This window comes from Bradyrhizobium sp. SZCCT0148, from assembly GCF_018129985.1.
GTDB classification, from domain to species: Bacteria; Pseudomonadota; Alphaproteobacteria; order Rhizobiales; family Xanthobacteraceae; genus Bradyrhizobium; species Bradyrhizobium japonicum_H.
In genome coordinates, this window is the sequence record NZ_JAFCKT010000010.1 from 1 (window position 1) to 26,045 (window position 26,045).

At 58.0% G+C, this 26,045-nt stretch carries 24 protein-coding genes and 1 tRNA gene; 13 read left to right on the top strand and 12 right to left on the bottom strand.

The window, feature by feature from the left end:
• The 7 genes from JQ580_RS24940 to JQ580_RS24970 form a co-directional block, all read left to right on the top strand.
• On the top strand, positions 1–435 hold a 435-nt coding region (locus JQ580_RS24940), incomplete at its 5' end, for a tyrosine-type recombinase/integrase (RefSeq protein WP_212282853.1).
• Complete coding sequence (locus JQ580_RS24945; RefSeq protein ID WP_212282854.1) at positions 432–935, top strand: hypothetical protein; 504 nt, start codon at positions 432–434, stop codon at positions 933–935. The genes JQ580_RS24940 and JQ580_RS24945, both read left to right, overlap by 4 nt.
• Before the next feature lie 131 nt (positions 936–1,066).
• Positions 1,067–1,246 (top strand): ribbon-helix-helix protein, CopG family, encoded by a 180-nt coding sequence (locus JQ580_RS24950; RefSeq protein WP_212282855.1) that lies wholly within the window; start codon positions 1,067–1,069, stop codon positions 1,244–1,246.
• A gap of 42 nt (positions 1,247–1,288) precedes the next feature.
• Positions 1,289–2,254, top strand: coding sequence for a helix-turn-helix domain-containing protein (locus JQ580_RS24955; RefSeq protein ID WP_212282856.1), 966 nt, complete (start codon positions 1,289–1,291; stop codon positions 2,252–2,254).
• A gap of 613 nt (positions 2,255–2,867) precedes the next feature.
• Positions 2,868–3,059, top strand: coding sequence for a hypothetical protein (locus JQ580_RS24960; protein ID WP_039227405.1), 192 nt, complete (start codon positions 2,868–2,870; stop codon positions 3,057–3,059).
• Positions 3,059–3,439, top strand: a complete 381-nt coding sequence (locus tag JQ580_RS24965; protein ID WP_212282857.1) for a hypothetical protein — start codon at positions 3,059–3,061, stop codon at positions 3,437–3,439. The genes JQ580_RS24960 and JQ580_RS24965 overlap by 1 nt, the downstream gene beginning before the upstream one ends.
• 13 nt (positions 3,440–3,452) lie before the next feature.
• Complete coding sequence (locus tag JQ580_RS24970; protein ID WP_212282858.1) at positions 3,453–3,716, top strand: hypothetical protein; 264 nt, start codon at positions 3,453–3,455, stop codon at positions 3,714–3,716.
• A 381-nt stretch (positions 3,717–4,097) separates the two neighbouring features.
• On the opposite strand, the gene JQ580_RS24975 is transcribed toward JQ580_RS24970, so the two are convergent.
• Positions 4,098–4,790, bottom strand: coding sequence for a recombinase family protein (locus JQ580_RS24975; RefSeq protein WP_212282859.1), 693 nt, complete (start codon positions 4,788–4,790; stop codon positions 4,098–4,100).
• Between the two features lie 518 nt (positions 4,791–5,308).
• On the opposite strand from JQ580_RS24975, the gene JQ580_RS24980 reads away from it, so the two are divergent.
• The 4 genes from JQ580_RS24980 to JQ580_RS24995 all read left to right on the top strand — a co-directional run bounded on the left by JQ580_RS24980 (position 5,309) and on the right by JQ580_RS24995 (position 9,938).
• Positions 5,309–8,755 carry a phage tail tape measure protein gene (locus JQ580_RS24980; protein WP_212282860.1) on the top strand — a complete coding sequence of 1,149 codons (3,447 nt, stop codon included), beginning with the start codon at positions 5,309–5,311 and terminating at the stop codon, positions 8,753–8,755.
• A 225-nt stretch (positions 8,756–8,980) separates the two neighbouring features.
• Positions 8,981–9,205, top strand: coding sequence for a hypothetical protein (locus tag JQ580_RS24985; protein WP_212282861.1), 225 nt, complete (start codon positions 8,981–8,983; stop codon positions 9,203–9,205).
• Positions 9,205–9,645: a hypothetical protein gene (locus tag JQ580_RS24990; protein ID WP_212282862.1), complete on the top strand. Its 441-nt coding sequence runs from the start codon at positions 9,205–9,207 to the stop codon at positions 9,643–9,645. Before JQ580_RS24985 ends, JQ580_RS24990 begins: the two co-directional genes overlap by 1 nt.
• Positions 9,646–9,734: 89 nt before the next feature.
• Positions 9,735–9,938, top strand: coding sequence for an AlpA family phage regulatory protein (locus JQ580_RS24995; RefSeq protein WP_212282863.1), 204 nt, complete (start codon positions 9,735–9,737; stop codon positions 9,936–9,938).
• A gap of 19 nt (positions 9,939–9,957) precedes the next feature.
• On the opposite strand, the gene JQ580_RS25000 is transcribed toward JQ580_RS24995, so the two are convergent.
• Entirely contained in the window at positions 9,958–12,549 is a 2,592-nt protein-coding gene (locus tag JQ580_RS25000) for an AAA family ATPase (protein WP_311982487.1), read from the bottom strand.
• 141 nt (positions 12,550–12,690) lie between these two features.
• On the opposite strand from JQ580_RS25000, the gene JQ580_RS25005 reads away from it, so the two are divergent.
• Positions 12,691–13,698, top strand: a complete 1,008-nt coding sequence (locus JQ580_RS25005) for a DUF4238 domain-containing protein (RefSeq protein ID WP_212282865.1) — start codon at positions 12,691–12,693, stop codon at positions 13,696–13,698.
• Positions 13,699–13,737: 39 nt separating this feature from the next.
• On the opposite strand, the gene JQ580_RS25010 is transcribed toward JQ580_RS25005, so the two are convergent.
• The 4 genes from JQ580_RS25010 to JQ580_RS25025 form a co-directional block, all read right to left on the bottom strand.
• On the bottom strand, positions 13,738–14,712 hold the full coding sequence (locus tag JQ580_RS25010) for a hypothetical protein (RefSeq protein ID WP_212282866.1): 975 nt from the start codon (positions 14,710–14,712) through the stop codon (positions 13,738–13,740).
• 94 nt (positions 14,713–14,806) lie between these two features.
• Positions 14,807–15,568 carry an IS5 family transposase gene (locus JQ580_RS25015; protein WP_212282867.1) on the bottom strand — a complete coding sequence of 254 codons (762 nt, stop codon included), beginning with the start codon at positions 15,566–15,568 and terminating at the stop codon, positions 14,807–14,809.
• A gap of 156 nt (positions 15,569–15,724) precedes the next feature.
• Positions 15,725–16,621 (bottom strand): MBL fold metallo-hydrolase, encoded by an 897-nt coding sequence (locus JQ580_RS25020; protein WP_212282868.1) that lies wholly within the window; start codon positions 16,619–16,621, stop codon positions 15,725–15,727.
• A 2-nt stretch (positions 16,622–16,623) separates the two neighbouring features.
• Positions 16,624–17,604 carry a Bug family tripartite tricarboxylate transporter substrate binding protein gene (locus JQ580_RS25025; protein WP_212282869.1) on the bottom strand — a complete coding sequence of 327 codons (981 nt, stop codon included), beginning with the start codon at positions 17,602–17,604 and terminating at the stop codon, positions 16,624–16,626.
• 143 nt (positions 17,605–17,747) lie between these two features.
• Between JQ580_RS25025 and JQ580_RS25030 the strand changes: the two genes are divergently transcribed.
• A complete protein-coding gene (locus JQ580_RS25030) occupies positions 17,748–18,554 on the top strand; it encodes a helix-turn-helix domain-containing protein (protein ID WP_212282870.1) in 807 nt (268 codons plus the stop codon).
• A 199-nt stretch (positions 18,555–18,753) separates the two neighbouring features.
• Here JQ580_RS25030 and JQ580_RS25035 read toward each other — a convergent pair whose 3' ends face one another.
• The 6 genes from JQ580_RS25035 to JQ580_RS25060 form a co-directional block, all read right to left on the bottom strand.
• On the bottom strand, positions 18,754–20,493 hold the full coding sequence (locus JQ580_RS25035; RefSeq protein WP_212282871.1) for a restriction endonuclease subunit S: 1,740 nt from the start codon (positions 20,491–20,493) through the stop codon (positions 18,754–18,756).
• Positions 20,490–21,944: an N-6 DNA methylase gene (locus JQ580_RS25040; protein WP_212282872.1), complete on the bottom strand. Its 1,455-nt coding sequence runs from the start codon at positions 21,942–21,944 to the stop codon at positions 20,490–20,492. The genes JQ580_RS25035 and JQ580_RS25040 overlap by 4 nt, the downstream gene beginning before the upstream one ends.
• A 2-nt stretch (positions 21,945–21,946) precedes the next feature.
• Positions 21,947–24,391, bottom strand: coding sequence for an EcoAI/FtnUII family type I restriction enzme subunit R (hsdR, locus tag JQ580_RS25045; RefSeq protein WP_212282873.1), 2,445 nt, complete (start codon positions 24,389–24,391; stop codon positions 21,947–21,949).
• Between the two features lie 441 nt (positions 24,392–24,832).
• Positions 24,833–24,910: transfer RNA gene (locus JQ580_RS25050), tRNA-Pro, on the bottom strand.
• A 111-nt stretch (positions 24,911–25,021) separates the two neighbouring features.
• On the bottom strand, positions 25,022–25,606 hold the full coding sequence (locus tag JQ580_RS25055) for a MerR family transcriptional regulator (protein WP_212282874.1): 585 nt from the start codon (positions 25,604–25,606) through the stop codon (positions 25,022–25,024).
• A gap of 26 nt (positions 25,607–25,632) precedes the next feature.
• A complete protein-coding gene (locus JQ580_RS25060; protein WP_212282875.1) occupies positions 25,633–25,974 on the bottom strand; it encodes an integration host factor subunit alpha in 342 nt (113 codons plus the stop codon).
• Positions 25,975–26,045: the final 71 nt, after the last annotated feature.

Here is a 26,045-nt window from a genome sequence, read left to right on the forward strand (position 1 = left end):
GCCGTCGAAGTGATCGAGGAAGCCATCAGCGACGATGAGCAGACCGCGGTTTTCCCGTCGAAGTTCAGCGACGGCGACGTTCCGATCGCGCGGGCGTCTCTGTCGCAGGCTTTGGCCGGCAAGAAGAACGGAAAGAAGGTCGGCGACAAGACAGAGGACCGCACCGGCATCCGGGAGTTCCTTGGCTTGGAGCACTTCACCGCGCATGACCTGCGGCGCACCGCTGCAACGATCGCCCGCCGCGCCGGCGCCCCCCGGCCGGACGTGAAGGCGTTGCTGGATCACGTCAACGGCGATGTCACCGAGGTGTACGACAAGTACGACATGCTGAAGGAAAAGCGGCAGGTAGTAAACTTGCTCGCAAGCGAGCTTCGTCGCATCGTCGGCGAGCGCCCTGCGGTGGCTGCGACGTCTATTACCAAGGTGGCGGCATGACCTTCGCAATTTCAGGCGACCTACAGTGGTTCAGCCGATCGAAGTACGATGGCGGCAAGACCGAGAGGAAGCTCTTCGATCAGCACGGCTATTGCGCAATCTATTTTGCCGGCAAGGACCAGGCGCTACGACTCGGCTGGACCGGTAGAGACCCCCGCAGGATCGGGGAGCCTGCTCGGATCATTGCTTGGTGTGCAAACGACCAATTCGCAAAGCGCGTTGTCAACGAGGTGTCGCAACTTCTGAACTCTCGCTTAGTTTCCGGCCGCTATGACGTGCCGGTCCACCTTGCAGAGCAAGCAATCTGTGTCGCGGCGAATAACGTTGGCGTTCAGATCACGAGCCACGAAGCGATGATGCAGCATGTGAGAGCGATGAGGCATCAGCGCTTACAAAAGGAACTCAACAGGGCTGAAGCAAAATTTCGCGATGCAGAGCTTGAGCGGAAACTTTCAAGCGCTTCGCCAGCCTTACCAGAGGACGACTATGCAAATTTTTGACGCCGCCCTGAAATTGTAGTAAGAGAAAACATCATCGCAGTTTTTGATCAGAGGCCCCGCCCCAGCGGGGCTTTGTCGTGTCCACGCCCACGCCTCGGCATCCCGCCGGGGCGTTTCGCTTTGGAGGAACCATGAGCTACCGACTCTTTTACGACCCCAATACCGAACGCCCGTACATCGGCGTCAGACTGCCAGTTCAGCAACTGGCTGATCTGGATCGAGCGCGTATCGACCTACGCTTGTCGAGATCGGAGTTCCTGCGGCGTGCCATCGCGGCGCAGCTGCAACAGCTTCACGCCGCCTCGAAGTAACCACCAAAAGGAAAAGCCCCCGGCGCGCCAACGCCAAGGGGCTTGCAGCAGTTCAACAATCACAAGATCACCATGACACAAACGGCCAGCAAAGACAAACATTCCAACGACAACTTCCGCTCGATCTCGCCCGTTCAAGAGTTGCGCTTTCTTGACGCCATGATGGCGGACTCTGAGTTGCCAATGACAGCAAGGGTTGTCGGATATCAATTGGTCAGATGGACCTGTGGTGATAAGTCCCATCGTTTCAGCGGATATGCCTGGGCGCGTCGTGACACACTCGCCGATTGCATCGGGCGCGACTCAGAGACGACCATCACGACCGCTACCAATGCGTTGAAGGCCCGGGGCTGGATCATCGTAAAGCGCCGCCCGAACACCTCAAGTCTGATTCGGCCGAACTGGGATCGGATGGCTCAACAGCAAGAGAAGCCGGAAGACCAGAAAATTGTATTTCCGGAAGACCAGAAAACCGTACATCCGGAAGACCAGAAAACTGGTCCCTATAGTGCTGATCATTATAGCGCCGATCTGGATAGCGCTCTCATTCCCGGCCGCTCCGCTCCGGGCATGCGTGCAAGTGTTGAGGGTGATAGCGCCTACGGCGCAGACCGGTCGGATTTCCGGCAGACCAGCGAGGAAGCCAAGCAGACGCTGGAAGAGATCAAACAAGCATGGCCGGCACCGTCAAAGGACGCCGAATACCAGCCACGCCACGACTCTGACAAGGGCGCATCGGTCCACTACTATCGCCTTTTGAAGTCAGGTGTCCCTGCGCATCGCATCAAGCAGGCCGCGCTGCGCTTTCTGAAGAGCAAAGAGGAAGATCAACACTGGTCCCGTAGCTTCGCCAGCTTCCTGACCGGCCATCTGCATGACTATCTCGATCCGGATCAGCCAGACCTATACATCCCGCCGGATGGGGAGCTTTTAGCTACGAACGACAACCGGCCGCCCGTAGAGCGCAAGGCCAGCGGGATCGATTGGGAGAACGATCCACCATTCTGATCCTCATCCGTTTCAGAGTTCCCGCCTGTTCTTATTGAGCAGGCGAGACCTGGCATGGCGTGTACTTTCAACGGGCCGTAGCGAGGCCGTATAGATGGCTTAGGGACAGAGCAGCTCTTGCACAGCCGCCATCACCCGGCGCACCATGAGCCGCGCTGGAGGCATTGAGGCACGTTCGCATAGGCGGCATTGTGAATGTGGCAACCCTGCCAGAGCGGACTCGTCAGTGCACTTTCCGCCGCTCGCTACAACGCCTGAAGGACAGGGAAGCGGATGAGTTCGCCGCCTCGCACTTACGTGAGCCATAAAAGACCGAGTTAAATTGTAATTTCAGACGAAGCGAGCCAAAACCCTATAAAACAAGGCATCTATTCGCATTCTTAAATTCCCTGAAACTCCCTCATATAGGTTAGAAGCCCATCGCGATCTGTACGTGGGTCGGAGAGCGCTTGACTTTTTCTGCTTTTGAGAGTAGTATATCGGCAAGCTACCAAAACGCCGTCAAGCTGATCACGCTGACGGCCTTTTTGATTCTTCTCCCCTCGTTTCAACCTACGTCCACCGGACCGCGTCTCGCGGTGCCGGCGATTACTGCTGTCTGAAGAAAGTTCCTATGATTGATCTTGATCGGGCTCGGCTTGAGCCCACCCAAACCATTGGCGTCGTGCTGCCTCGCTCGCTCGCTGATGCAATCGAGCAACGCGCCAAAGCTGAACTGCTCGCCAAGTCGAGTTGGATGCGCCGTGTCCTTCTGGCTGAACTGAACAAAGATGCCGGTGACGCATCAGCGCCGGAGTCAGCGTGATGAGCGATCTTGAAACCCTGATCGTGAAGGAAGCGGACCGGCAGGGCCGTAGAGCCAACCAGGACGCCATACGGCAGGCAGGCGTAGACCTCGCTGGTGCGTCCTTGACCAGCCAAGGGCTGATTAATCTGCCCGGTCGTGGCTGCATCAGCCCGGCCGATTTCGTTCGCGACCTGCACAGCCGGATGCCGGAATGCTTCGGCACCATCGACAGTCAGGCCCCCACCGCCAAAGCGGCTGGCAACCTCACCGAACGCTATAAAGCGGAGATCGCCGCCAGCCGGACGCAGTCCCGCATCACTGAAGCCGACCTAGCCCGATATAGCGGCATCACTCGGCAGCACCTGGAAGAGCGGTACGGCGCCGCCAAAGCAAAGTAAGGACCATGCAACGATGAAGTTCCGCAAACTCAATTCAGCGATCATTCCCAAGGCCTCTGCCGCAGTGCGAGCCTCCCGAGGAACCGCACTTCAACTGTTCGATCTACGCCGCAGAAAGGATGAGGCTGACCGTCGAGTCGAGACAGCACGGGACCGGCTTGAGGCGGTTGACGTGTTCGGACTGCGGCGCGAGTTGGAAGAAGCGCTGCGAGAGCAGGCTGAGGTCGAAGCAAAGCTTACCGAACTTCAAGGAGGCAACGTCTTGATGGCCGGCTAGGCTGAAATCAGATAGAGCGGCGGTAGCGGCTTCACTCTCGGCAGGCCGCCGTTCTTTGGGAGGCGCGACACAGGCGATGTTGAGACTTGCGGAACTGCACGCCCTCGCGATGGCTCTCGCTGTCGTCGCGCCTCCCGTCCTTCTCTCGCATCCAGCACCGGCAAGGGCTGAGAGCGCATATTCGACGCCGACTCGCGACGGCCGGGAACGCATCCAGCGCACCGGCACCTGCCCAACTGGTTACGTCGGTAAAGGGGGCAAATGCGAAGCCCTACACGCCGACACGCCTCGCGCCTTTCCGGTGATCCCAGGAAAGGCCTGCCCATCCGGTACGTTCCGCAGCGGCGATGCCTGCAAGGCGTTCCGATGATATTCAGACGGCTACGGAAGCCGCTCAAGCACTCTTGAAACCTGGACTGCGGACCACTGGCCATTTCCGCGGCTGGTCGGGATGCCTTTTTCGTTCAATCCGTCGGCTATAGCGCGCAAGCTGGTTTTGCCGGCCGCTTGAAGCTCTCGGATGACTGGCGCGATGTCCGCCGCCCTCGCCGCAGAACGCGTCTGTAGAGCTTTCCTGGATGCTTCCTGCATCTTGGCGTCGGGAACAACGCCGCGATTGCCGCCTAGCGTCTTGCCGCGCCGCTTGGCCGCCGCCAGTGCCGCCTTGGTGCGAGCCGAAATCATGCCAGCTTCAAGCTCCGCAACGGCAACCATCTGCTGAAGAAGGAAGCGGCCGGTGGCGCCCTCGATCACAGGCAGGTCGGCGAACCGAACATCAACACCAGCCTCTAGCAGCCGCGACAGGAAGGCCACGGAGCGCGTAAGGCGATCAACCTTGGACACCACCAAGGCGGCGCGATGTAGCCGGGCTGCGGCCAGTGCTTGCTCAAGTGCCGGCCGGTCAGACCGCTTGCCTGACTCCACCTCAGTGAACTCGGCAACGATCGACCAGTCGCCTCCGTTGAGGTAGGTGGCCACTGCCGCGCGCTGGGCTTCGATGCCCAGACCAGACTTGCCCTGCTTGCCGGTGGAGACACGGTAGTAAGTCACGAACTTTCCGTTGTGCTGGGCCATGCTGCGCTTTGTTACAAATGCTTCAACGTCCGTTGACGTATTTGTAACGCGCCAACACGCCCCGTCAATCGAAATCTTCCGTGCTCACTAGGATGGGGGCTGGGCTCGATGCCTTCGGGACTCTGCTGCATGCCCCGCTTGGAGACGATCAGGCGCTCGCATCATCGAACGATCCCATGGCATCGCCGGGCCAAGAACATCCCTGCCAGTTTGTGCACCCGTCTGTTCGCCGTCGCCTCTTGCACCTCTGTCAAAGTGAAAGACGTTCCCAGCACCCAATCGGGCACGTGCGAAACGTTTTTTTTATTCGGCATAGGGGCACCGTTGGCCAAGGCGTTCAGATTACGAACTCGCAAAAGGGCCTTTTCTGACCCCCGGCTTTCGGAAAGACCCCGCACCGTTTCCCGCTGCGTGTGAGCAAGCACTCCTAAAAGACGATTTATCCACGCCGGCCTCCACGCCGGCACCACAACCACCGCGCTCTTAGCAGCGCTCCACCATCACCAGGAAAAACGAGAGTGTCCGATTCGATCAACGTCCGCGCCACACTGGTTGCGACCAACGAAATGTCTCCGGCAATCCGGCGGGTCATCGCAGATATCGAAAAGCTGAAGGCTGCCGCCAAGAGTTTCAGCGCATCCTTCTCCAACGTCGGGCGCGCCGGCATGGATTCGATGGCGGGTTTCGACCGAACGATCAAAGCTGCCGCAGCACAGATGCGAGGCCTTAGCAACGTCAGCAAATCCAGTGCCCGCAACTACGCGGCTGATTGGGATCGGGCAACCAGCAAACGCCTGAGTGACGCGCGGCGCATGTACCAGAGCCTTGAGAGGATGGAGGCCGGATATCAGCGCCAGCTTGAACGCCGTATGGCCGCAGAACGCCGTGCATCACTCGCCAGTGCGTCATCGTCTAGAGGTGTTGCCCGATTGCCTGCGCCAAGCATCCGCAGCATGGCCATCGGTGCCGGCATTGCAGGTGCTGGCGTTGGCAGCGCCCTCAAAAAGCGGATGGAAGTTCAAGCCGCTGAAGTCCGGGCGCAGATGTTCGGCGATCTCACGGCGGCGGACGTTGCGTCGCTGCGAAAGGGCTTCGCGGACAAGGCCGGCATCAAGTTCGGCGTCGGCACCACCAAAGTTATCGACGCGGCAGTCGAAGGGCTCAAGGCCGGCATCGCCAAGGACGTTGCCGGTGAATTTGCTGACCTTGCGCTGAAAGCACAGGCCGGTCTCGACGTTGACACTCAAGGCGTTGGCAAGTTGCTTGGCCGCCTCGCAACTCAAATGCCCTGGTCGAAAGACCGCTTCAGCAAGATCTTGAACTCGGTTGCCGTTGCGAACAACGCGACTGCAGCGGACGGAAACGAGATCATCGAAGCAATGCGGCGCAGTCTGTCGGCGCTCGCGACCACGAAGATGACGCCGGAGCAACTTGCAGCACTCGATGCTACCGGCATCAGCCTGGGCGTCCAACCCTTCAAGATGGGCACGTTCGTTTCATTCCTGACTTCTCAGATTGCGGGCGCAGGCTCCGCGCATGGTCAGCAAGCGAACGACCTTTCATCTGCTGCCAATGCACTCGGATTTGGTGGTAGGAGCGCCATGTCGGAAGCCATGCGAGACCGGCCGATGGAAACGATTTACAAAATTCTCGACAACCTCGCGAAGATGCCGGAGGCGCTGAGAACCAAGGTAGCCAAGCAAATCGGCGGCCGCGAGTGGATGGACGAATTACTGACTCTCGTTCTCGGCCGCGACAAGCTGACGGACGTCCTGAAGGATATCGAAGGCAAGCCCGGCTTTTTGGACAAGACGGCTCTGCAAAAGATCCGATCGATGCAGGGCAGATGGGCGTCCGTCGCCGCTGCGTTCGGCCTTGTCTGGGAAGAAGTCGGCGCCGGTTTCGAAAAATGGTTTGACCAGATTTCTGATGCCTTCATTGGCCTCGCCGACTCCTTCAACTTCGACTCGATCAAGCAGCACGTTGATGCGCTGGTCGATGGACTACGCGAGGGTTTCGGGTTGAAGGATTGGGGCGAGGCGATCACCTCGCTTGCCAAGAACTTCAGCGCCAGCACCATCGCGAAGTGGCGGGACTTCGGTAAGGGCGTCGCTGAAGGCATCCGCGAGCTTGCCAGCGGCTTGAAGGTCGCCTTCTCAGCACTAGGCTTCCTTGCTGGGAAAAATCCGGCCGATGCGAAGGAGATGGGCAACCTGGTCGCGAAGCTGACCGGCCTCACCGTCGCTCTGGCAGTCATGTCGCCGCTTCTGTCCGTTCTGTCGGCGATCACGCTTGGCCTTACCGGGCTCGGCACTGCGCTCGGCCTAATCGGCGGCAGTGCAGTTGCGATGCGGGTCCTCGCCTTCCTCGCAAGGCTCACCAATCCTGCGGCCGCAGCAGCAGCGATGGGTGACGGCCGCCCCGATAATCACGTTGAGGATTTGAAGGGGCTGCAAGATGTCTACAGGGAGGAGCGCCAGAAGAACAAGGCGCTTGGTCTTGATCGCGAAGCGAGGCAGAAGCTCAGGCGCTTGCAGAACTACAAGCCCTCCGGTGATCCGATGTTCCAGCCGTCCGGATACCCCACGGGTCAAGACCTTGCCGACAACCTGAAGAAGTTCACGGGAAAGGTCGAGCGCGCGGCCTTCATCAACGGAGGTAACGTAACCAGGGCCATCTACACAGGTGGGAGATACGACCTGATCACCGCGGGCGGCGGTGGCGGTGGAGCGCGTAGCTTCATGGGTGGCGTCCCCGCCCTGCCTACGAATAAGGCGGGCACTGCGCTGCCCGGTTCAGTCCTTGGCAGCGGCGGCATCATCAAGAGGTCCAGCATTCCGAATTTCAGCGGCACTGGTGGCAGCATGGCCGACGGCCTCAGCCGCTCGGCTTTTGAACGCAAGTTCGCCAACACTCCGCTGGCGGGGAAGTACGATCAGATCGTCGCCGCAGCCAAGGCGAACAACATCTCGCCTTCGTTGCTTGCTGGAGTCATCGCGCATGAGACCGGAAACGGTGTCGTGCTGTCCGGTAATAACCCGGGTGGCATCATGGACCCGACAACCGGCTTCGCTAAGAAGATGAAATTTGCTGGCCTGGACGACGGTATAAGCAAGACCGCGCAAACGGTGGCGAAGAACTACCGGGGGGCTGGTGGTGATGTCGATAAGATGGGCGGCTTCTATGCACCGAGGGGCGCAGCCAATGACCCGAACGGGCTGAACGGCGGGTGGCCGGCTGGTGTTCGAAAGAACATGGATCAGTTGTCAGGCTCGTCGACTGGCTCGGCCGGTTCCGGCGACGCTCTCTCATGGACTGACAAGTTCATGGGAATGAACGAGTACACCAACACCAAGGTGCTGGCATCAGCCCTTGGCGGTGACGTTCGTGGCAAGTCCAATGCCTGGTGCGCTCGCTTCGTCAATAAGGCTCTCGAGTCTGCTGGCGGAAAGGGCACGGGCAGTGCGGTCGCGAACAGCTTCCAGAAGTGGGGCACCGGAGTTGATGCAGCGTCAGTTGCACGCAACGACGTCCTGCTTCAGACGAAGGGGCTCGGCTACAACCAGCCCGGCGGTCACGTCGGTCTGGCCACTGGCGAGACCAGGATGGCCAACGGTCGCCTTCAGGTGAAGATGCGCGCCGGCAACGACAACGACTCGGTGCGCGAGCGCTGGATCGATGCAGACAAGAACCTGATGGTTCGTCGCGGCAACCCGCTTACGGGCAATGTGCCGGCAGGCGTCACCAGTCAGGTGCCTCCGACGAGTATGATTCAGAAAGTGCCGAACATTCCGCCTCCGTCTCCGGGCGTTGGTGGTGGCATGATGCGCGGCGGCTTCGGCCCCACGCAGATCCACATCAACGGCAGCAGCCACGATCCGGAAGCTCTGGCAACGCTGGTGCAGCGTCGCGTCGATGAGTCGATGAACTGGCGCACCCACGACAGCGAGTCCGAGTACACCTAGGCACTCGCATGCATGATGATCCCGGGCCCCACACGCGGGGTCCGGGATTCTACCGGGAAAATGCAAATTGGAGCCTAACCCACTGATTGCAGGCCCATATGTTGCACGGTTTGCACGAATGCAAGCAAACCGCAGAAATGCAAACAAAACAACAACTTGATGCCAGATACAAAATCAGATCAGGTGACGCGGAATCAGGTTTCGATCTCATCACAGGGGCTAAAAATGCGGATTACCTACCGAAATTTTCTCATCACCACACACGATGACGGTCGTTATGTCGCGCTCGACAAGAGCGAGCCGGACGCCTTCAAGATGCTCTCTGCCGACCTGCGGCGCATTTACAACGCCATCGACGGTCTGTGGTCTGCTCTCGCTGATGCTGCCGCGCCGCCGTCGATGATGCTCGGCCAGGGCGAAGTTGATCTTGATGCGATCGGTGTTCATTGATGCATCCGACCGAACAAGAAATCTGGAATTTGCTCCGACTGCTCTCGAAGATCGACGATGGAGAGGGCGCAGCCTTGGCCAACGCTGCAGCGGAAAACTTACGCTGCCTAGTCGAGACTGGCATCTTCGGCTCTCTGGCCGGCCTACCGCGGGCACTCATGGAGGTCATCGCCAACGATCCAGCGATGAAGGAGTCAGATCGCAGAGTCGCTAAGGTGCTGCTGAGCGCATGTGATCCTGTGGACGGCTACGTCAGCCTGTCGAAGCAGCAGATCAGTATCCGGACAGGCTTCAGCACGTCCAAAGCCCGGATCGCGCTGAGGCGACTCGTAGGGGCCGGATATTTCATTGCCGTTTCCCCAACCAAATGGGAGCACAGCAATGGGGACTCGGCGATCAAACACCGGCCCAACTTTGAAATGCTGGAGGCCGCCTCCTGATTGAGTCCCTATTCCATCTCACATCAACGCAAGCCCCTGATCGATCTGGTCAGGGGCTATTTCTACGTCTGAAAAAGGAAGCCTAGATCATGAACGACAACCACCAGACACCTCGCAAAATGCTCAATCTCAAGCAAGTGCTGGAGATCGTACCTTTCAGCCGAGCAACGCTCTATCGGGAGATGGATGAAGGTCGTTTTCCGAAGGCTCGCGAGATCGCGCCGCGCCGCATCGCGTGGTACGAGGATGACTTGACGGTTTGGCAGCTCACTCTCGACCGAGACGTCGCGTGAGCGGAGCGTCCGTTCTATCTCACTTCTTCCGTCGCCTTCGGATAGCGTCGACCCAATTCTCAAGGGCCTCTATGTCACCCTTCAATTCTCCCGGCTCGGGCACGGGAGCCCGTGCCGCCGCTGCTTGATCATGACCAGTCAGCCATCTCGAACACTTCGCCATCGCCGCATCCAATTCTCGACAATCCTCCGCGGTGACGTCGGCAACCATGGCGACCTGCTGTGTTTGAATGCTGGGACGGAAACGCTCAACGATTCCGCCGAGGAGAACTTCCTCAAGCGCACGCTCCCATGCCTCTCGCAGCAGCCCGTACGCGTGCTTTGCGTCTTTCTCGTAGGCGTCCTGATGGCCATTACGATAGAGCTTGTCGGCAGCCTGGTGAGCGTTCTTAAGGTATCCGATCTTCTTTTTGACCGGCATCGCGACCCATGGCAACTCTTCAACACACACGCCAGCTCCCTTGGAGAGCTGTCTTATATGTTGATCTAATTGCCCGACTTTTAATTCTTCGGCGATCTGCTTGAGAAAGAGCAAGAACACCACGTCATGCGTGAACACAATTACCTGCCGGACCTCCGATTCCTGCACCAGTCGCCGAGCGACGCTCTCACGCCATCTGTAATCCAGCGATGAAACAGGATCATCGAACACGATGCCTGACGGATCATCGGCTGTACTAAGCTCAGCGAAGAAGGCCGCTATCGAGAGACAACGCTGCTCTCCTTCGCTCACTACTTTCGGCAATTCCACGCCGGGGGCGCGCGTTAGTGCCAGCTTGTGATATAGAACACCGTCGGATCCACCGGCCTCTCGAAGCTCGACCTCGACGTGCCGGAAATTTAACTTCGTAAGCTCGTCTCGAAAGCTTTCTTTTAGTTTGTGAGAAACTACCGTTTTGGTGACGGTCGTACTTTTTTGAGTGATCGCCTGCGTCTTTGTCTCATCAATAGCTAAGCCGTAAGCGGCATATTTCTTCTTGCGTTCAATCTCGTCCAGCACCGTTTGCAGATGCTTTGCAAGCAGCTTGCGGGCGCGAAGCTCCTTCACCTCAGCGCTCATTTTTTCTTTCAGTTCACCGGTTCTAGCATCATGAAGCGCCTCGATCCGCGACTGAAGCTGCTCTGTCAAAGCACTGGCTTTGTCAGCAATGTTCACCAAGTCCGGACAATCGTCGGCAAGTGGCTCGTCCTTAGTTAACCCCAGAACCACCGCTGTCCGGCGTCGCTCGTTTGTAGCGAGGCCAGCTGAAATGGCGTCGGCCAACGGACGATGATCGATCCGGATTTCGTTGAGCAGGTCGTCAACCGCTTCCGTACCAATTTTGATATCGACGAACCCCTTCCTTAGCTGCGTGAACCGTTCCCTAAGCCCTCGCAATTCCTTTTCGGAACTTGACGTTACAAACGCCTCGAATTGTCTAAGCCTGTGGCTCGCTGCGTGACCGAGGTCCTGCTGGCACAACACACACCGAGCCCCGTCTTCAACCACAGGAAATGTCTGTCCGGGATAGGCGCTCTCATTAGAGAATTCTCGCGCCGCTTCCCAGAGCGCGGTCCAAGTTTCAGAGCCAGTTCCTGTCAGCATATCGACGGGGAAAGTCGCCTCGCGGAGCCGCCTTGCATCTTCGCGTTTACGCTGGCCATCTGTCCGAACCGCGAACACGTCGGCTACAGCTTTCGCTGATAAGACGGACTCGATCTCGTTCAGCTGTCGTACAAGCGCTTGGACCCGGCCCGCGCGTACACTGAGTTGCTGGGCCAGCTTCTCTGGATCGTTGGCTTGCAGATCGACCAGTGACTTCTCCAGCAAGGTAAGTCGCGCTTCTTCCTCGGGAGACAGTCGCGCCAGAGCCTGGGCTGCCTCCGGATTGGTAAGCGAGCTAATACTCGCCAGAAGCTTGGCAACGGCTGTGCCATCCGGAATTTGTGGCTGCACAGCACTCAATGCGTTCGATGCCAGCGCGCGCTGTTCGGCTTCGAGGTTGGCGCGAATAGCCTTGCAAGCCTTCACGAGCTTGTCGAACAAGTCGAGTCCGAATGGCCGAAAGGCAACGTCCGTTTTTTCGGTCAAGTAGACCGCGGCAGATTGCGTATCGAAGACGCTTACCCTGGAAATGGATTCGTCCTCATCGGATCCGGTCCATTCGCGCGTCTCAGGCTCGGCTCCAACCCGGTATTTGATCGACACTCCGACCGAAGGTGGCGCTCCGCCGGAGATAACGTTTCCTAAGATTTTCTCTTGGCCTCGCGCGCGGCAAGCGCTCTTGAGTATTCGGGTGTAACCTGTCTTGCCAGCAGCATTGTCACCGTAGACTACCGTGAGGTGGGGACCAAAGCTAAGTGTTTGGTCCTCGGCAAGCGCGTTCACACCACGCTGATGAAAGATAGACACGAGCGATGCCGGAGCAGCGCCAGCCGCCATGGCCGGCACATCATCTTGTGTGAGCGGTGCAATTTCAGTTTGTTCGGCGAGCCCGTATGAGCTTTTGCAAATAGTTGTCAGGAAATCGATGTCATCCTCGGAGAGTTCGCCATTTCGTACAAGGCGGCGCAGAGCGTCCCGTTGCCAAGCCGGGCGCTCATACGACCATTCAAGTATTTCTTGGATCACAGTCAAAGCGGATTTCCTACCTCCAAAGATACCCTTTAGGTTGCACAACCAAATTAGCTGGGTCAATTAGTCTCTAGCCGAGTCGGGCGGGCAAGGACCAATGGCGCGGCACCAGGCCTTCGGAAATGGAAACCACTATCAGTGAGCAATGAGAAGAAAGGAACGGCAGCACGTAAGCACCACTACGTGCCGCAATTCTACTTGCGGGGTTTTACCGACAAGAGTGGGCAGCTTCTTGCAACTGATCGCGCGAGCGGGAAGACGTTCCGTACTGACCCTAAGAACGTAGCCGCTCAGCGCGACTTCAATACGGTAACCATCGAGGGTATCGATCCTCAAGCTGTCGAAAAGGGGCTTGCCGAATTCGAGGGCAAGGTTGCACCCGCGCTAGAGAGAATAAAGGCGTCGGCATCCCTGTCAGTTAAAGCAGATCGGGAGCTGTTGATGAGCCTCATCTGCGGCTTGGCGATTAGAAATCCTCGTCAACGGACCACAATAAACGACTTCGTCGGCGAGATCGCTCAGGCCGCCGCAGAAATGGCTTTGGCAACCAAAGAGAGATGGGACAGTCAAGTCGCCCAAATGAAAGCCGCCGGCGCGTGGGATGAAAGCACCAATGTAACTTTCGAAGATATGCAGAAATTCGTAAAGGAGCGAAACTACAAGATTGAGGTAGCCAAAGAGTTCAACATCGGAGTTGAAATCGAACAGCACGAACGACTGCTCGAACACGTCGCGGCACGCAGATGGCAGATCGTCAAAGCGAAAGCCGGTACTGGCGGTTTTGTCACAACGGACGTGCCGGTATGTCTTCGTTGGTCAGACGATGCGGATCACGGCATGTTTGGCCCGGGCTTCGGTGTATCTGGAACGCGGGTCATCTTTCCCCTTTCGAGCGACCTAGCAATGATGGGGAGCTTCGAGGGCCAAGAGAACACCGTTGAAGCTGACGTATTTACAGTTGGAAGCATCAATTCCGTCATCATCAGTAACGCCCGAAATCAAGTATACTCTCGGGATCATAATTTCAGCTACATGCGGCCATTTCCCAAAGAGATCGGGAGTGGCGCGACTCTCGGTCAAGACGAGACATTCTTAGCAGCCGGAAAGCCTAAAGACGAAAACGTTGTCCAGCTGCGAAGCAAGTAGCTCATTGCGCGCTTGGGTGGGCGAGATCCAGGGGCCGCCCTAACGGATATCGACTTCTCGAACCAGCTCGATCAGTTGGCGAAACTGGCCATCATCGCCGTCACTCTTCCAGCGGTTAACAAATTGGCACACTATCTGAAGATTGCCGATCTCGTAGTGGCCATTACTGTCGATCCGATCCAGGGAGCAAAGCAATTCTTTGTCGTCTTCGTCTCCATGAAATTGAAGTTGGAGGCCTGTAATCGCGCAGAGACCCTCTTGCGCCTCAAGTAAGGCAGCCAAGTAAGTCTCAAGCTGATTTTCCGGAATGCGAAGTTCCTTATTCTTGACTGTTCGTAGCACTTGCTGACCGTTCGATCTGGCTACGGTCCCCTTCGCCATCATCGCCATGTATGCGATCGATTTCTGACGCGCGTTGAACGTAATTCCCGGGTTCACCCTTCTCCGACTTGCCTTGACTTGCCACTCCCGAAGATCGTGCCAAGGAGATAAATCGCCACCTTCAATCAATGTCTGTGCATATTCGGCATTGGAGGGCTTGAGTTGTTGCAGCGTACCTTCTGTAAAGAGGAACTCTCGCGCCCGAGGATGAAGTCCACTCCAATCAAGTCTGTTGCCCCGGCGATTTTTGTTCGACCAAGCTTCACAAGCCTTATGGCAGATGATCACGTCACGATGATTTCCAACAGGTTCTTTCAATTTTTCGAACATTGGAGCTTCCGCAAGCGAAGTTGTCCACCACAACCTATCCTTTTCTCTGTGGATCCAGACATCGCCTGCGCTTTCAACGATCGTGGTCATCAGATTAAACCAACGGGACGCGACAGGGCGTGTCGGAGTTATTCCTGCAGCTGTCTTGTCATTCTTCATCCGGTTTTGGATGTAGTTTTCGCGATCACCGACTTCCCAGAAGCCCTGCACTGACACGTCGTTCATCGTGGCGATTGTGCTTCGCGATAGACACTCTGGCCAAGCATAATTCTCACGACCAAAGTTGGCGATAAACACCTTCATGCTAGTCTCTTGGCTCCCTTTGGTTCGATCGAATACCTCGCCCGGTGTCCCACTCTAATCTGACAGTCGAACGCCTTCTGCTTGGCGAGGAAAGCTAGGACGCGGACTCATTAAGGCGCAGCCATAGCCTGATTGACGCAAGTTGAACGAATGCCAGGTAGTTGGCGGCAAGCCTGTCGTAGCGCGTCGCCACCCGACGACATTGTTTGATCCTGTTGAAGAACCGCTCGACCTGGTTGCGAGCACGATAGAGATAGGGGCTGAAGCAGATCGGATCGCTGCGATTGCTTTTCGGCGGGATGTTGGCCCACGCGCCCTTCTTCATGGCAAGCTCCCGGATCCAGTCCGCATCATACCCACGGTCGGCAAGCAGCATTGACCCGGATTTTAGACGAGACAGAAGTTTTCCGGCGAGTCGAACGTCATGGGCCTCGCCCGGGCTCAGCGCCAGCCGTATCGGCAGACCATTGCCATCGACTACCGCATGGATTTTGCTCGTCAAGCCGCCGCGCGACCTTCCCATCGATTGGCGCTGGTTCCTTGTGATGCAGGCTCCATGCTGATGCACGCGGACAATGGAGGTGTCGATCATCTGGACAGCGGCATCATGGGCAGTGGCAAGCGCTTCTATGATACGGCCCCAAACACCGGCCCGCCGCCACCTAACGAAGCGGTTGTAGCAAGTGGTGTATGGGCCAAACGCCGTCGGCAGATCACGCCAGGGTGCTCCTGATCGGAGGACCCAGAAGATGCCATTCAGGACCCGTCTGTCGTTCACCCGAGGAACGCCACGCGGCTTGTTCGGTAGCATCGGCTTAATGGCGGTCCATTCATGGTCGGCGAGTTCGTAGCGCATGATTCGAGCCCCCAGTTCGGGAGTTTGAATCACGGCAGCCCGGCCAAACGCAACGCTCCTGGCCCGCTCTTGGCACGGCGCTTACGGACAGGAGCGGACATCAACCAGTCCTCTATCTCTGCCAAATGGGTCGAAAATGACCCCAAGCGGACATATTCAGATCACCGATTTTGAACGTCCGATTGTAACTGTCTCGCCTATCTCGAAGCTAGACAGATCTTCGCCGACGACAAGCGGCCCGGAATAGGTCTCGCGTGTCGCCGCTACTAGATCGGCTATAGCAGGCGCCGCGACGGTCTTACTCGCGAGCATGACGAGATGGGTAAAAGCGGCCATTTTCGGCTTGGTCTGCGCAAACACGCGCCCAGCCTCCTGAGGCGAGGTGTGATGATTGAGAATGCGCCGGATGTAAACTTCGCACAAAAGTTCCGGCCGCGCCATGGCGACCTCATGCACCAGCAGGTCAGCGCCGGCGCCGTAGCGCAGCACATTGACGTTGTAGCGGGTGTCACCGGAGATCACGGCAACCCGATTTTGGTATTCGATTCGATAGCCGTAAGCCGGCTTAATGGCCTCACCATGGTCGACGGCGAAGGCAACAACCCTTAGGTCGCCGGCCTGATAAACGGCGCCGTCATCAGCAAATTCCTTCACGTCGATAGCGGCGTGCTCACGGGTGAGCTTCTCATCCGCGACCCTGATGTCGATATCGTGCGCATAGGCTGCTTCAATATGATGCATCAGCTTGGCGGTGCCGACGGGTCCGATCACATTAAGAGGCCGCCGGCGGTTGCCGAAATAAGAGCTCAGCCAGCCGGTAAGCCAGAGGTCTGGAATCCCTGTAGTGTGGTCGGAATGAAAATGCGTGAGCAAGAGTGCATCGATGCTGCCTATGGGAACGCCGAGCTGAAATAGCCTCATCGTAGCACCGCGGCCGGCGTCGATAAGGAGAGTGTGGCCGCCGGCCTCGATTAACGTGCTGGGCCCGAACCGGTCGGGATGGGGGATCGGTACCCCCGTCCCGAGCAGCGTCACCCGGAAATCAGCGGTCATTGCTACTCTACCTTTATGCCGGCGCCGGAGACGATTTGATACCAGTGCGCGACCTGGTCGCCGACCATGCGGCCAAATTGCTCCGGCGTGCCGCCAGCCGGTTCGGCGCCAATCTTTGCCAGCGCTTCCTGGACCGATCGCTTTTGCAGCGCCTTGTTAATCGCTGCATTAAGCCGCGCGACAGTTTCCTTGGGCGTGCCGTGCTTGACCGCGAAACCCGTCCAGTCCTCAACCACAAGAGAGGGATAGCCAGCTTCGATGATGGTTGGGACGTCGGGAAGGGCCGGGACACGCTTCGGACCAGTCACCGCCAAAGCGCGCAGCTTGCCCGTCTTAATCAGGTCAACGACCGGCAATACGGTGATGAACTGAAACGTGTTTGTGCCGTTGAGCAAATCGCCGATCGCTTGCGAAAATTGCGCGTAGGGAACGTGCTGGGCGCGCGTACCGGTCTGCTGCTTGAACTGCTCGCCGATAAGATGTGCGGGCGTGCCGAAGCCACCCGAGGAGAACGTCAACTTGTCCGGCTGGCTTTTCAGCAGCGCTACCAGCTCGGCCACCGTCGTGGCCGGCACCGATGGATTCACGACCAGCACATTGTAGGAGACGGTAGCCTTGATGACAGGGTCGAAGTCCTTGCTTAGGTCGTACGCGATTTTCGGCACCAGCGACGGTGCTGCAACCGATGGTACAGACATCGCAAAGAGGCTGTTGCCGTCCGACGGCTGGTTCAGGACGTCGCTCGCCGCAATCGTGGTGACGCCGCCCGGCCGGTTCTCCACAATAACCCGCCAACCTTCGGATTCTGTTAGTTCCCTCGAAATAATGCGGCTGATGATGTCGGGCGGGGTACTAGCCGAGTTAGGCGCGACGAACCGAATCGTCCCCGTTGGGAAGGATGACTGCGCCAATCCTGTGGCGGCAAGCAGAGCCAGGATCGGAACGGATAAGACGGTGGAGTGGCGAAACAGGTGAGATGTCATGGAAGTCTCCATCAAACGATGAAAGTGAACTTCAGCACGCACGCCAGGTTCGGCCCCCTGTTCGCGCCGAGCTAGAAAAATCGGCATGCGTTCCGCAGTGTGAAATGGTACGTTTCACGCCGTGGAACGTGTGAGGTCACTCGATGTCCGGGCCAAAAGTTATCAAGAGCTTGGAACGCGGATTACGCGTTCTGCAAGCGCTCCAGATGCAGCCGGATTCGTCGCTGCAGGAGCTTTACCTCCTCACGGGCATCTCGAAACCAAGCATACTGCGCATCCTGCACACCTGCGCCCGATCAGGTATTGTGACGCGGAGGCTTGGTGACGGGCGTTACCGGATCGGTGCCATGCTTTCGCATGCACCCTCGCGTCGCGAACATCACGACCGGATAGCGGAAGCCGCGGCGCCGATCCTGGAGCGCTTGTGCGAGCGCGTCTCCTGGCCATCAGATTTGATGGTGCCCGCAGGCGATCACATGCAAATCCGCGAAACGACTCGGGCCCGGAGTCCCTTCCTGTTGCAGCAGGAGCGGATCGGACTGCCTGTCAACTGGCTGTGGTCTGCCGTCGGGACAGCCTATCTTGCGTACTGTCCGACGAAAGAACGTCAACGCGTGCTCGATTTACTTCGCAAATCGAGCCGTCCCGAAGACCGGCTTGCACGTGAACCGGGGCGGCTCAACGTTATTCTCGATGAGGTGCGGGAGCGCGGTTATGGCATACGCAACTCAATGCACAGCGGGGGCTATTATGGTGGGCCGCCGCACTCGGACGGCTTGTTTTCGATCGCGGTTCCCCTGCGCGATGGTCCCCGCGTGCTGGGAGCGATCAACATGCTCTGGCTCAAAAAAGCGTTCTCCATCGAAGCCTTCGCAGCTCATCATCTGGCCGAGCTTCAAAACGCAGCGGCGGAAATTGTAAGTTCAGTCCAAAGACGAACGAAGCGGTGATGTTCGCGGTTGGCGCATCGCGATATATTGTGCTGCCGCCCGAAGTCGGTCGCTATAGGGGCAAAGCAGACATTGCTTTGGTCGCATTACGCCGCCGGGTTTATGGGTACACGGCCTAGGTCTAATTGATCACGAGTTTCCGGCGAGCTTCAGGTCGGCACGAAACAGACTTGTCGGCGCTGACCTTCTCACAGGGCACTCATTCCGCAGCCTCCAGTTCGCGGTCGTCGTTCGGCGCCACGGCTTCGGCCAACAGCGCGTCGAGTAGGCGACGGCGGATGATAGCGGCAGCGGTAAGGTTCGCCTCCAGCCGATCGCAGATCGCCATGAGCGAATCAACCATGGTGACGATGCGTTCCTGCTCCGCGAGGGGTGGAAGCGGAATGAGCATGTTCTTAAGAGCCGTTCCGTTCACGTTTGCTTGCCCAGTTTGCTTCTTAATAAGCGGAACGATCTGCGTTTGGCGGAACTCGGGCGCGTTCATTGCTATGTTCAAGTATCTGGGATTGCTCGACAGGAGCGAGGGGCGAAGTCGGATCAAGTACGAGGCAAATGTCCGCACGCCATCGTCACCAAGATAGATTCCAGTCTTTCCTACAAGCTCGGCACTGTTTGTGCGGTTATACAGAAGATCGAATTTCCGCAGATAAAGCGCAGGCAAATCTTCGGAGCTTTGAGGGATTCGCTTCTCATTGCTCCAGACAACCAAGCCATCTTGGACATTGCCCATGGTAAGTACAGGTACCCCATCGGCTGAAGGCCTCGCTTGTTGAGAGGTTCCATACTGGGTGAAGAGAACAGCGTCTCCAATGCGGGACCAGACCCACGTTGCCGGCACATCAAACGGAACTTCAGCGGACTGGACGGGATCAAGTGGATCTTCACGCCTGATCTCCTTTTTCTTGACGAGTTCAGCCCGCTCTCCCGCGATCCGCTTCAGCAATTCTGAGGCCGGTTCATCGTTCGAGTCCTGCCGCACGAGCTTTCCACGCGCGGCGAGGTTCAGGATGGTTTGACGCAGTTGCCTGATCTGGTCAGGGCGCGTTGTGAGAGCAGGCAGCGCATCAAGTGCGAAGCGCGCGTCAAATTCAAAGTTATCGGAATCAGGCGCGTTGAGCCGGAGGAGGCTCGCCCCAGCCAATCGGTCGCGTATACCCTCGCGTCTTCCCCGCGCCGTCTCCAACTGATCACATAATCCCATCAACTCGTCGATCTTAGACACGATGCGGTCTTGCTCACCGAGTGGTGGGAGGGGAAGCAAGATATTCGAGATTGAATCGCGATTGAGTGTTGCGCCCTTGATAGCGCCCTTGGTGTCTCCCTGCTTTGCAAATTTCGGAAGAATTTTGAAAAGATATGCGTCCAGTTCTGCGAGGTGAGGCCGGATCGAAATGATCGCTTCGTTATGAAAGGCCGGAAGCCCAAGCCTTGCGATTTTCCCGATCGTGAGCTTGAAGCTCATGAGAATAGTCCCAGGCGGTTCCGGCTCCGATCCGAAAACTTTTTCACGCGCCTTTTCGCTGACTGTTTCCCTGGTGCTTGTAAGAACTTGGCCGTCCTCCATGTCGCCGATGCTCACCCAAGCATAATCGCCGGTATTCCAAAACGACGTGTCATTGCGTAAAGGCGTTCGTCCAGCAGAGAAGTCAGCGATATTGGCAAATCGCACCCATTCCCATGCCAAAGGAATTGGATAGGCCGCGTCAGCATTTGCGACCCTCTCGAGGGAAGGCTTATCTCGGATCTCGCCAACCTTAATTAGCCGAGCCCTCTCGTTAGCTATTCGCTTCAGTAGCTCCGACGCCGGTTCGTCGTTCGGCTCTTGCGGCACGAGTTTGCCCCGAACCGCCAGATCAAGAATGAGGCGGCGCAATTGGACGATTGCGTCTGGCGCGTCGGCGATCCGATCGTAATGCGCCAACAGGCGTTCTGCACTCATCGGGCAAGCGCCTCAGCGAGGATCGATTTCAACTGGTCCCGTAATGCGACTGTCGCAGCTTCGGCGACAGCAAGGTCCGCCAACAGGGTTTTCGGGTCACCATAATTGTCAGCCACTGCGTGCGGGTTCTTAATGTCGAGATTGTAGCCGCGCGCTCGAACATCCTCAGCGGTGACACGCCACGCCTGCGGCGTCTCCTCGCGACCCTCGCGCGCATTGCCGCCCCACCAGTCGATGCAAGGTTGAAAGTGCTCCAGCCTGATCGGCTTGGTCATCGAATAGGCCTTTTGGCCCTCTGGCACCCGATGCTCATAGAACCAGATGTCCTTTGTCGGCGAACCTTTCTCGAAGAACAAAAGGTTCGTGCCCAGCGCAGCATAAGGCTTGAACACGGAATTGGGCAGGCGGACAATGGTGTGGAGATTGCATTCCTCCATCAAATGCTCCTTGAGCCGCGTCTTGACGCCGTCGCCGAACAGCGTGCCGTCTGGCAACACTACAGCTGCGCGGCCGTCCGTTTTCAGCAGGCGAACTATCAGGGCGAGGAAGAGATCTGCCGTTTCCTTGGTTCGGAACGTCGGGAAATTGTTCTCGATTCCGTCCTCCTCGCGCCCCCCGAACGGTGGATTAGTGAGCACGATATCGACGCGCTCATCCTTGCCCCATGAAATGAGTGGCCGGGCCAGCGTGTTGTCGTGACGTACGAAGCTCGGGTCTTCGACCCCGTGCAGCAGCATGTTGGTAACGCAGAGCATGTGGGGAAGCGGCTTCTTCTCTACTGCGCGTAACGCGCCCTGCATCTTGTCGCGCTGCTTGGGTGTCTTGACGTAGTTCTTCTCCATGTGACGGATGGCGCAGGTAAGAAAGCCGCCGGTACCGCAGGCGGGATCGAACAAGAGTTCCCCGGGATGCGGGTCGATTCGATCCACCATGAAGGCGGTCACGGCGCGCGGCGTATAGTACTCGCCTGCATTGCCGGCCGATTGCAGATCGTTGAGGACCTGCTCATAGATATCGCCGAAATGCTGCCGCTCGGCCAGATTATTGAAATCGACCTCGTTGATCTTGTTCACGACCTGCCGCATCAGCTGGCCAGACTTCATGTAGTTGTAAGCGTCTTCGAAAACGTCTTTGACCACGCGGCGACGGTCACCGGGTTTCGTCGAGACAGAGAGGCCTTTCAGTGCGGGGAAAAGATCCCCGTTGATGAACATGAGCAGCGCCTCGCCGGTGATCCCCTCAGGGTTCGCCGCCCAGGCTCGCCACTGGTACTTCTTCGGGATCGGCGAGCGGTAGCCGTCCTGCGTGACTTCTAGTTCTTGATCCTGATCGTCTATGATCTTCAGAAAGAACATCCAGCACAACTGACTGATGCGTTGCGCATCACCATCAATGCCAGAATCCTGGCGCATAATGTCCTGAATGGATTTGACGGTAGTACGAACGGACATGGTCAGACGACTTCCTGATAGAGAGATGATTGCAGTTCGTGCACGGCCCGCTCGAAATCCTCGCGGTTACCGAACGCCTTGATGAGCTGCAAGGGAGTACCAAGCGTGCTGAGCGGTGGAACCCGCAGAATATTCGCGTCGTCGAGGTTGAGCACACCCTCGTCGGCGTACTTGGCTAAAAGCGCGTCGAGCACCGCACGAGCCTGCCCCCCGTATTTACTGAATACGTCGCGCTTCTTGACGTTGTCGGCCCGCTCGCGGCGGGTCAGCGGCTCTCTGTCGAATGCAACATGACAGATGAGGTCGAACGGGTCGAGGTTCTTACCAACTTCATCAGCCAGGGCATCGAGGGCCAGCCCCTCTGCTTCCAATTCCTCGACAATCGCCTGCTTGCGATCGACCGATTTCCAGCGTTTGAGAAAATCATCGAGACTAGCAAAGCGCCTCTTCAGCGCCTTCCTGGTGAAATCGCACAGCGACTCGGTGACGAGCTTGCCGTTTTCGTCGAGATATTCGACTCGTTCAGCGAGGATGCGAGCGCCGACGCCATCGACATAAATCTTGCGTTGGCCTCCACCGGGTGACGTCGGCATGCCCGGTTGATAGATGATGGTTTCGTCCTCGCCGGGAGCCGGGGGGATTGCGTCATCGCCCTCGGCCGTCGTCGGTGCATCGTCGGGCGGCGCGATCGGCTGGTCTTCTCCCGGCTCGTAAATCTGTACCGGTTCGCCGTCGAAATCTGGGTCTGCGAAATGCGCGGTTGCGCCGCGAAAGTCGATTAGCGTGAAATAGAACTTTTTTGTGTCTTCGTGAATGCGGGTCCCACGCCCGACGATCTGCTTGAACTCGGTCATCGAGCCGACCGCCCGGTCGAGCACGATCAGCCGGCAGGTCTGCGCATCGACACCCGTCGACAAGAGCCGTGAGGTCGTTACCAGCACGGGATATTTCGATTCCGGGTCGATGAAGTTACCGAGCTGATCCTGGCCTTCCTTGTCGCTGCCCGTGATGCGCATCACGTAGCGCTGGTTTTCCGCGACCAAATCGGCGTTCTCATTAACCAGCGCTTGCCGCATTCGCGCCGCGTGTTCCTCATCGACGCAGAACACGATGGTTTTCTGGAAGCGGTCGCCGCTTTCTTTGAGGAACTCGGTGATCTTTTTCGCCGTCAGCAGGGTGCGGTCGTCGAGCACGATGCTGCGATCGAAGTCCTTGGTATTGTAAATTCGGTCCTCGATCTCATTGCCGTCGCGGTCGAGCTGCCCGAGCTCGGGGCGATAGCCTTCCACGTCGCGGTCGATGTGAACCTTGATGACCTTGTAGGGCGCGAGAAAGCCGTCGTTGATCCCCTGCTTCAGCGAATAAGTGAAGACTGGCTCGCCGAAATAATCGGTGTTGGAAACGTATTCGGTTTCTTTCGGCGTGGCGGTAAGGCCTATCTGGGTCGCGTCGGAAAAATGGTCGAGGATTTCCCGCCACGCCGAATCTGCCGCAGCACTGCCACGATGGCATTCGTCGACGACGATCAGATCGAAGAAGCCGGGCGAGAACTCGCGATAGAGCTTCTGCCGCTCCTCCGGCCCGGTAATCGCCTGATAGAGCCCGAGATAGACCTCAAAAGCGGTGTCGATCCGCCGCTTCTTGTCGAGCGCCAGCGTCAAATCAACCGTAGTGCCATCCTGCCGCTCGATGGTCTTTGAATTGGTGGAAAGCTTCGCCATCGCCGCGCCGAAGGGGCGAAAATCGTTCACCATCGTTTGGTCGATTAGCACATTGCGATCCGCCAGAAACAGGATACGCTTCTTGCGGCCCGCCTTCCACAGCCGCCAGATGATTTGGAAGGCGGTTCTCGTCTTCCCACTTCCCGTGGCCATCACGAGCAAAACGCGGTTTGCCCCTTTCGCTATCGCCTCGATGGTGCGATTGATTGCGATGACTTGATAGTAGCGTTTGGCCTCACCGCTCCCATCATCGTAATAATCCTGAAGCACAATCTGTTCGGCTTCAGCGTCGAGGCGCTTCCATGCGCGATAGCGCGCCCACAGATCGGCGGGCGACGGAAAGGCGTCAAGGCCGAGGCTCGTCTCGACAGGCGCGCTCAGGCCTGTGCGGTCGTGAAAGATGAAGCCGTCGCCATTCGAGGAAAACACGAAGGGAATATCCAGCGTCGCGGCGTAGTCGAGGCCCTGTTGCATTCCGTCGCCGACCGAATGCGTGTTGTCCTTGGCTTCAATCAGCGCCAGCGGGATGTTGGGCTTATAATACAAGACATAGTCTGCTCGCTTAGCTCGGCCGCGACTGACAAGCTTGCCGCGAACAATGATACGGCCCTTTGTGAAACCGACTTCCTCGCGGATTTGCAGCATTTCATCCCAGCCTGCGCTGCGCAGTGCAGGCGTGATAAACTTTGTGCAAATGTCGCGCTCGCTCAACCCTCGCTTATTCATCCCCCGCCCGAACCCCAATCACGGTAATCTTCTGAATTCTTTACAGGCAATGAGTGCGAGGTAGCTCCCCGCCAATCAGCGATTGTAGCCGCCGAATCTGAGCACATCCAGCGCGGCCCTTCAGTCCAATGGTCGAAAGTTCTTCGAGCATTTGGGAAGCCTCAAGCCGAGACTTGAGTTTTCGATCCGCTGCGCTTTGGCTTGCATATCTCGCGCCCGCCTAATGCCGTGAAAACTGGTCCCTCCGCGTTAGGCGGTATTCAGCCAATTTCGGCGCTACGGGGCACCGCGCTACTCCAAATCTGAAAACTGGATTGGCGATTCGCGTGGACGCCCGGACAGAGCACTGCCCAATTCCTTGCCCCCGCCTTGCCCCAGCGATATCGCGGGTTAAGGGGCAATATCGCCGATTACGCAAGACACTGAAATACTTGCTGAATTTGGTCGGAGCGAGAGGATTTGAACCTCCGACCCCTAGTCTCCCAGACTAGTGCGCTAACCGGGCTGCGCCACGCTCCGAACGTCGTTCCATTAGCTAGGATCGGCGCGATGCGCAAGGCGAGGCCGCAGCATTTTGCCGTCCCTGCCCACAGTCGCCGGAACTGCCCGCAATGCGGCTAAAAATGCCTGTCAGCCGTCCTTCAGCGCCTGATCCAGCATCTCGCGGCAGGCGACGAGGTCGGCAAGGACGCGGCCGAGCCGTTCCCGGTCCAGTGCGCTGGGGCCGGCCGGGGCCGCGGCAGTCGTGCCGCCCTTGCGGAAGGTGGTGAGGATGTCCTCGTCGTCGACCTCGGTGAAGCGGAAGTCGATGCCTTCCTCTTCATCACCCTGGTAGTCGTCCTCGTCGCTGTCGGTGACGCCCTTGATCGGCGCATCCTCGTCCTCGGGCTCCATCAGGCTGGCGCCGATGGCATCCTCGATGGCGCCGAACGAAACCGCGGCGGCGCTGTCGGCGAGGCCCTGCACCGATTTGACGCCATGCTCCTTCAGGATCCGCTGCACGCCGCGGATGGTGTAGCCCTCGCCGTAGAGCAGGCGGCGGATGCCCTTGAGCAGGTCGACGTCGTCGGGGCGGTAATAGCGACGGCCGCCGCTGCGCTTCATCGGCTTGATCTGGGAGAACCGGGTCTCCCAGAACCGCAGCACGTGCTGCGGAATGTCGAGTTCCTGCGCTACTTCGCTGATGGTTCGGAACGCATCCGGCGCCTTGTCCAAATGCCAAATCCTTTGCGCGAGGCGACTTAAGCCTCCGGTTGAACCTTGCTACCGTCGCCATTGGCGCGGTGCTGGCCGTTGATCCGCTGCTTCAGGATGGCCGACGGCTTGAACACCATGACCCGGCGCGGCGAGATCGGCACCTCGGTGCCGGTCTTCGGGTTACGACCGATGCGCTGGCCCTTCTTGCGGACCATGAAAGACCCGAACGACGACAGCTTCACCGTCTCGCCCTTTTCCAGGCAGTCGGTGATCTCCTTGAGCACGAGTTCCACGAAGGCGGACGATTCCGTGCGCGACAGGCCCACCTTCTGGTAGACGGCTTCGCACAGATCGACACGCGTTACGGTTTTACTTTGATCGGTCATCGCCCTGCCCCACATCACGGCGAACAATTGTTGTCTGAAATTATGAGCTTACGATACGGCGGTCAACAGCG

Bases quoted from the DNA above. Each gene is read 5' to 3' on its own strand.
- JQ580_RS25030 (WP_212282870.1), top strand. From the start codon at position 17,748: ATGTCCGGGCCAAAAGTTATCAAGAGCTTGGAACGCGGATTACGCGTT.
- JQ580_RS25060 (WP_212282875.1), bottom strand. From the start codon at position 25,974: ATGACCGATCAAAGTAAAACCGTAACGCGTGTCGATCTGTGCGAAGCC.
- JQ580_RS24975 (WP_212282859.1), bottom strand. From the start codon at position 4,790: ATGGCCCAGCACAACGGAAAGTTCGTGACTTACTACCGTGTCTCCACC.
- JQ580_RS24945 (WP_212282854.1), top strand. From the start codon at position 432: ATGACCTTCGCAATTTCAGGCGACCTACAGTGGTTCAGCCGATCGAAG.
- JQ580_RS24960 (WP_039227405.1), top strand. From the start codon at position 2,868: ATGATTGATCTTGATCGGGCTCGGCTTGAGCCCACCCAAACCATTGGC.
- JQ580_RS24950 (WP_212282855.1), top strand. From the start codon at position 1,067: ATGAGCTACCGACTCTTTTACGACCCCAATACCGAACGCCCGTACATC.
- JQ580_RS24970 (WP_212282858.1), top strand. From the start codon at position 3,453: ATGAAGTTCCGCAAACTCAATTCAGCGATCATTCCCAAGGCCTCTGCC.
- JQ580_RS25040 (WP_212282872.1), bottom strand. From the start codon at position 21,944: ATGTCCGTTCGTACTACCGTCAAATCCATTCAGGACATTATGCGCCAG.
- JQ580_RS25015 (WP_212282867.1), bottom strand. From the start codon at position 15,568: ATGCGCTACGAACTCGCCGACCATGAATGGACCGCCATTAAGCCGATG.
- JQ580_RS25020 (WP_212282868.1), bottom strand. From the start codon at position 16,621: ATGACCGCTGATTTCCGGGTGACGCTGCTCGGGACGGGGGTACCGATC.
- JQ580_RS24985 (WP_212282861.1), top strand. From the start codon at position 8,981: ATGCGGATTACCTACCGAAATTTTCTCATCACCACACACGATGACGGT.
- JQ580_RS25035 (WP_212282871.1), bottom strand. From the start codon at position 20,493: ATGAGTGCAGAACGCCTGTTGGCGCATTACGATCGGATCGCCGACGCG.
- JQ580_RS24965 (WP_212282857.1), top strand. From the start codon at position 3,059: ATGAGCGATCTTGAAACCCTGATCGTGAAGGAAGCGGACCGGCAGGGC.
- JQ580_RS24995 (WP_212282863.1), top strand. From the start codon at position 9,735: ATGAACGACAACCACCAGACACCTCGCAAAATGCTCAATCTCAAGCAA.
- hsdR (WP_212282873.1), bottom strand. From the start codon at position 24,391: ATGAATAAGCGAGGGTTGAGCGAGCGCGACATTTGCACAAAGTTTATC.
- JQ580_RS24990 (WP_212282862.1), top strand. From the start codon at position 9,205: ATGCATCCGACCGAACAAGAAATCTGGAATTTGCTCCGACTGCTCTCG.
- JQ580_RS25010 (WP_212282866.1), bottom strand. From the start codon at position 14,712: ATGAAGGTGTTTATCGCCAACTTTGGTCGTGAGAATTATGCTTGGCCA.
- JQ580_RS25025 (WP_212282869.1), bottom strand. From the start codon at position 17,604: ATGACATCTCACCTGTTTCGCCACTCCACCGTCTTATCCGTTCCGATC.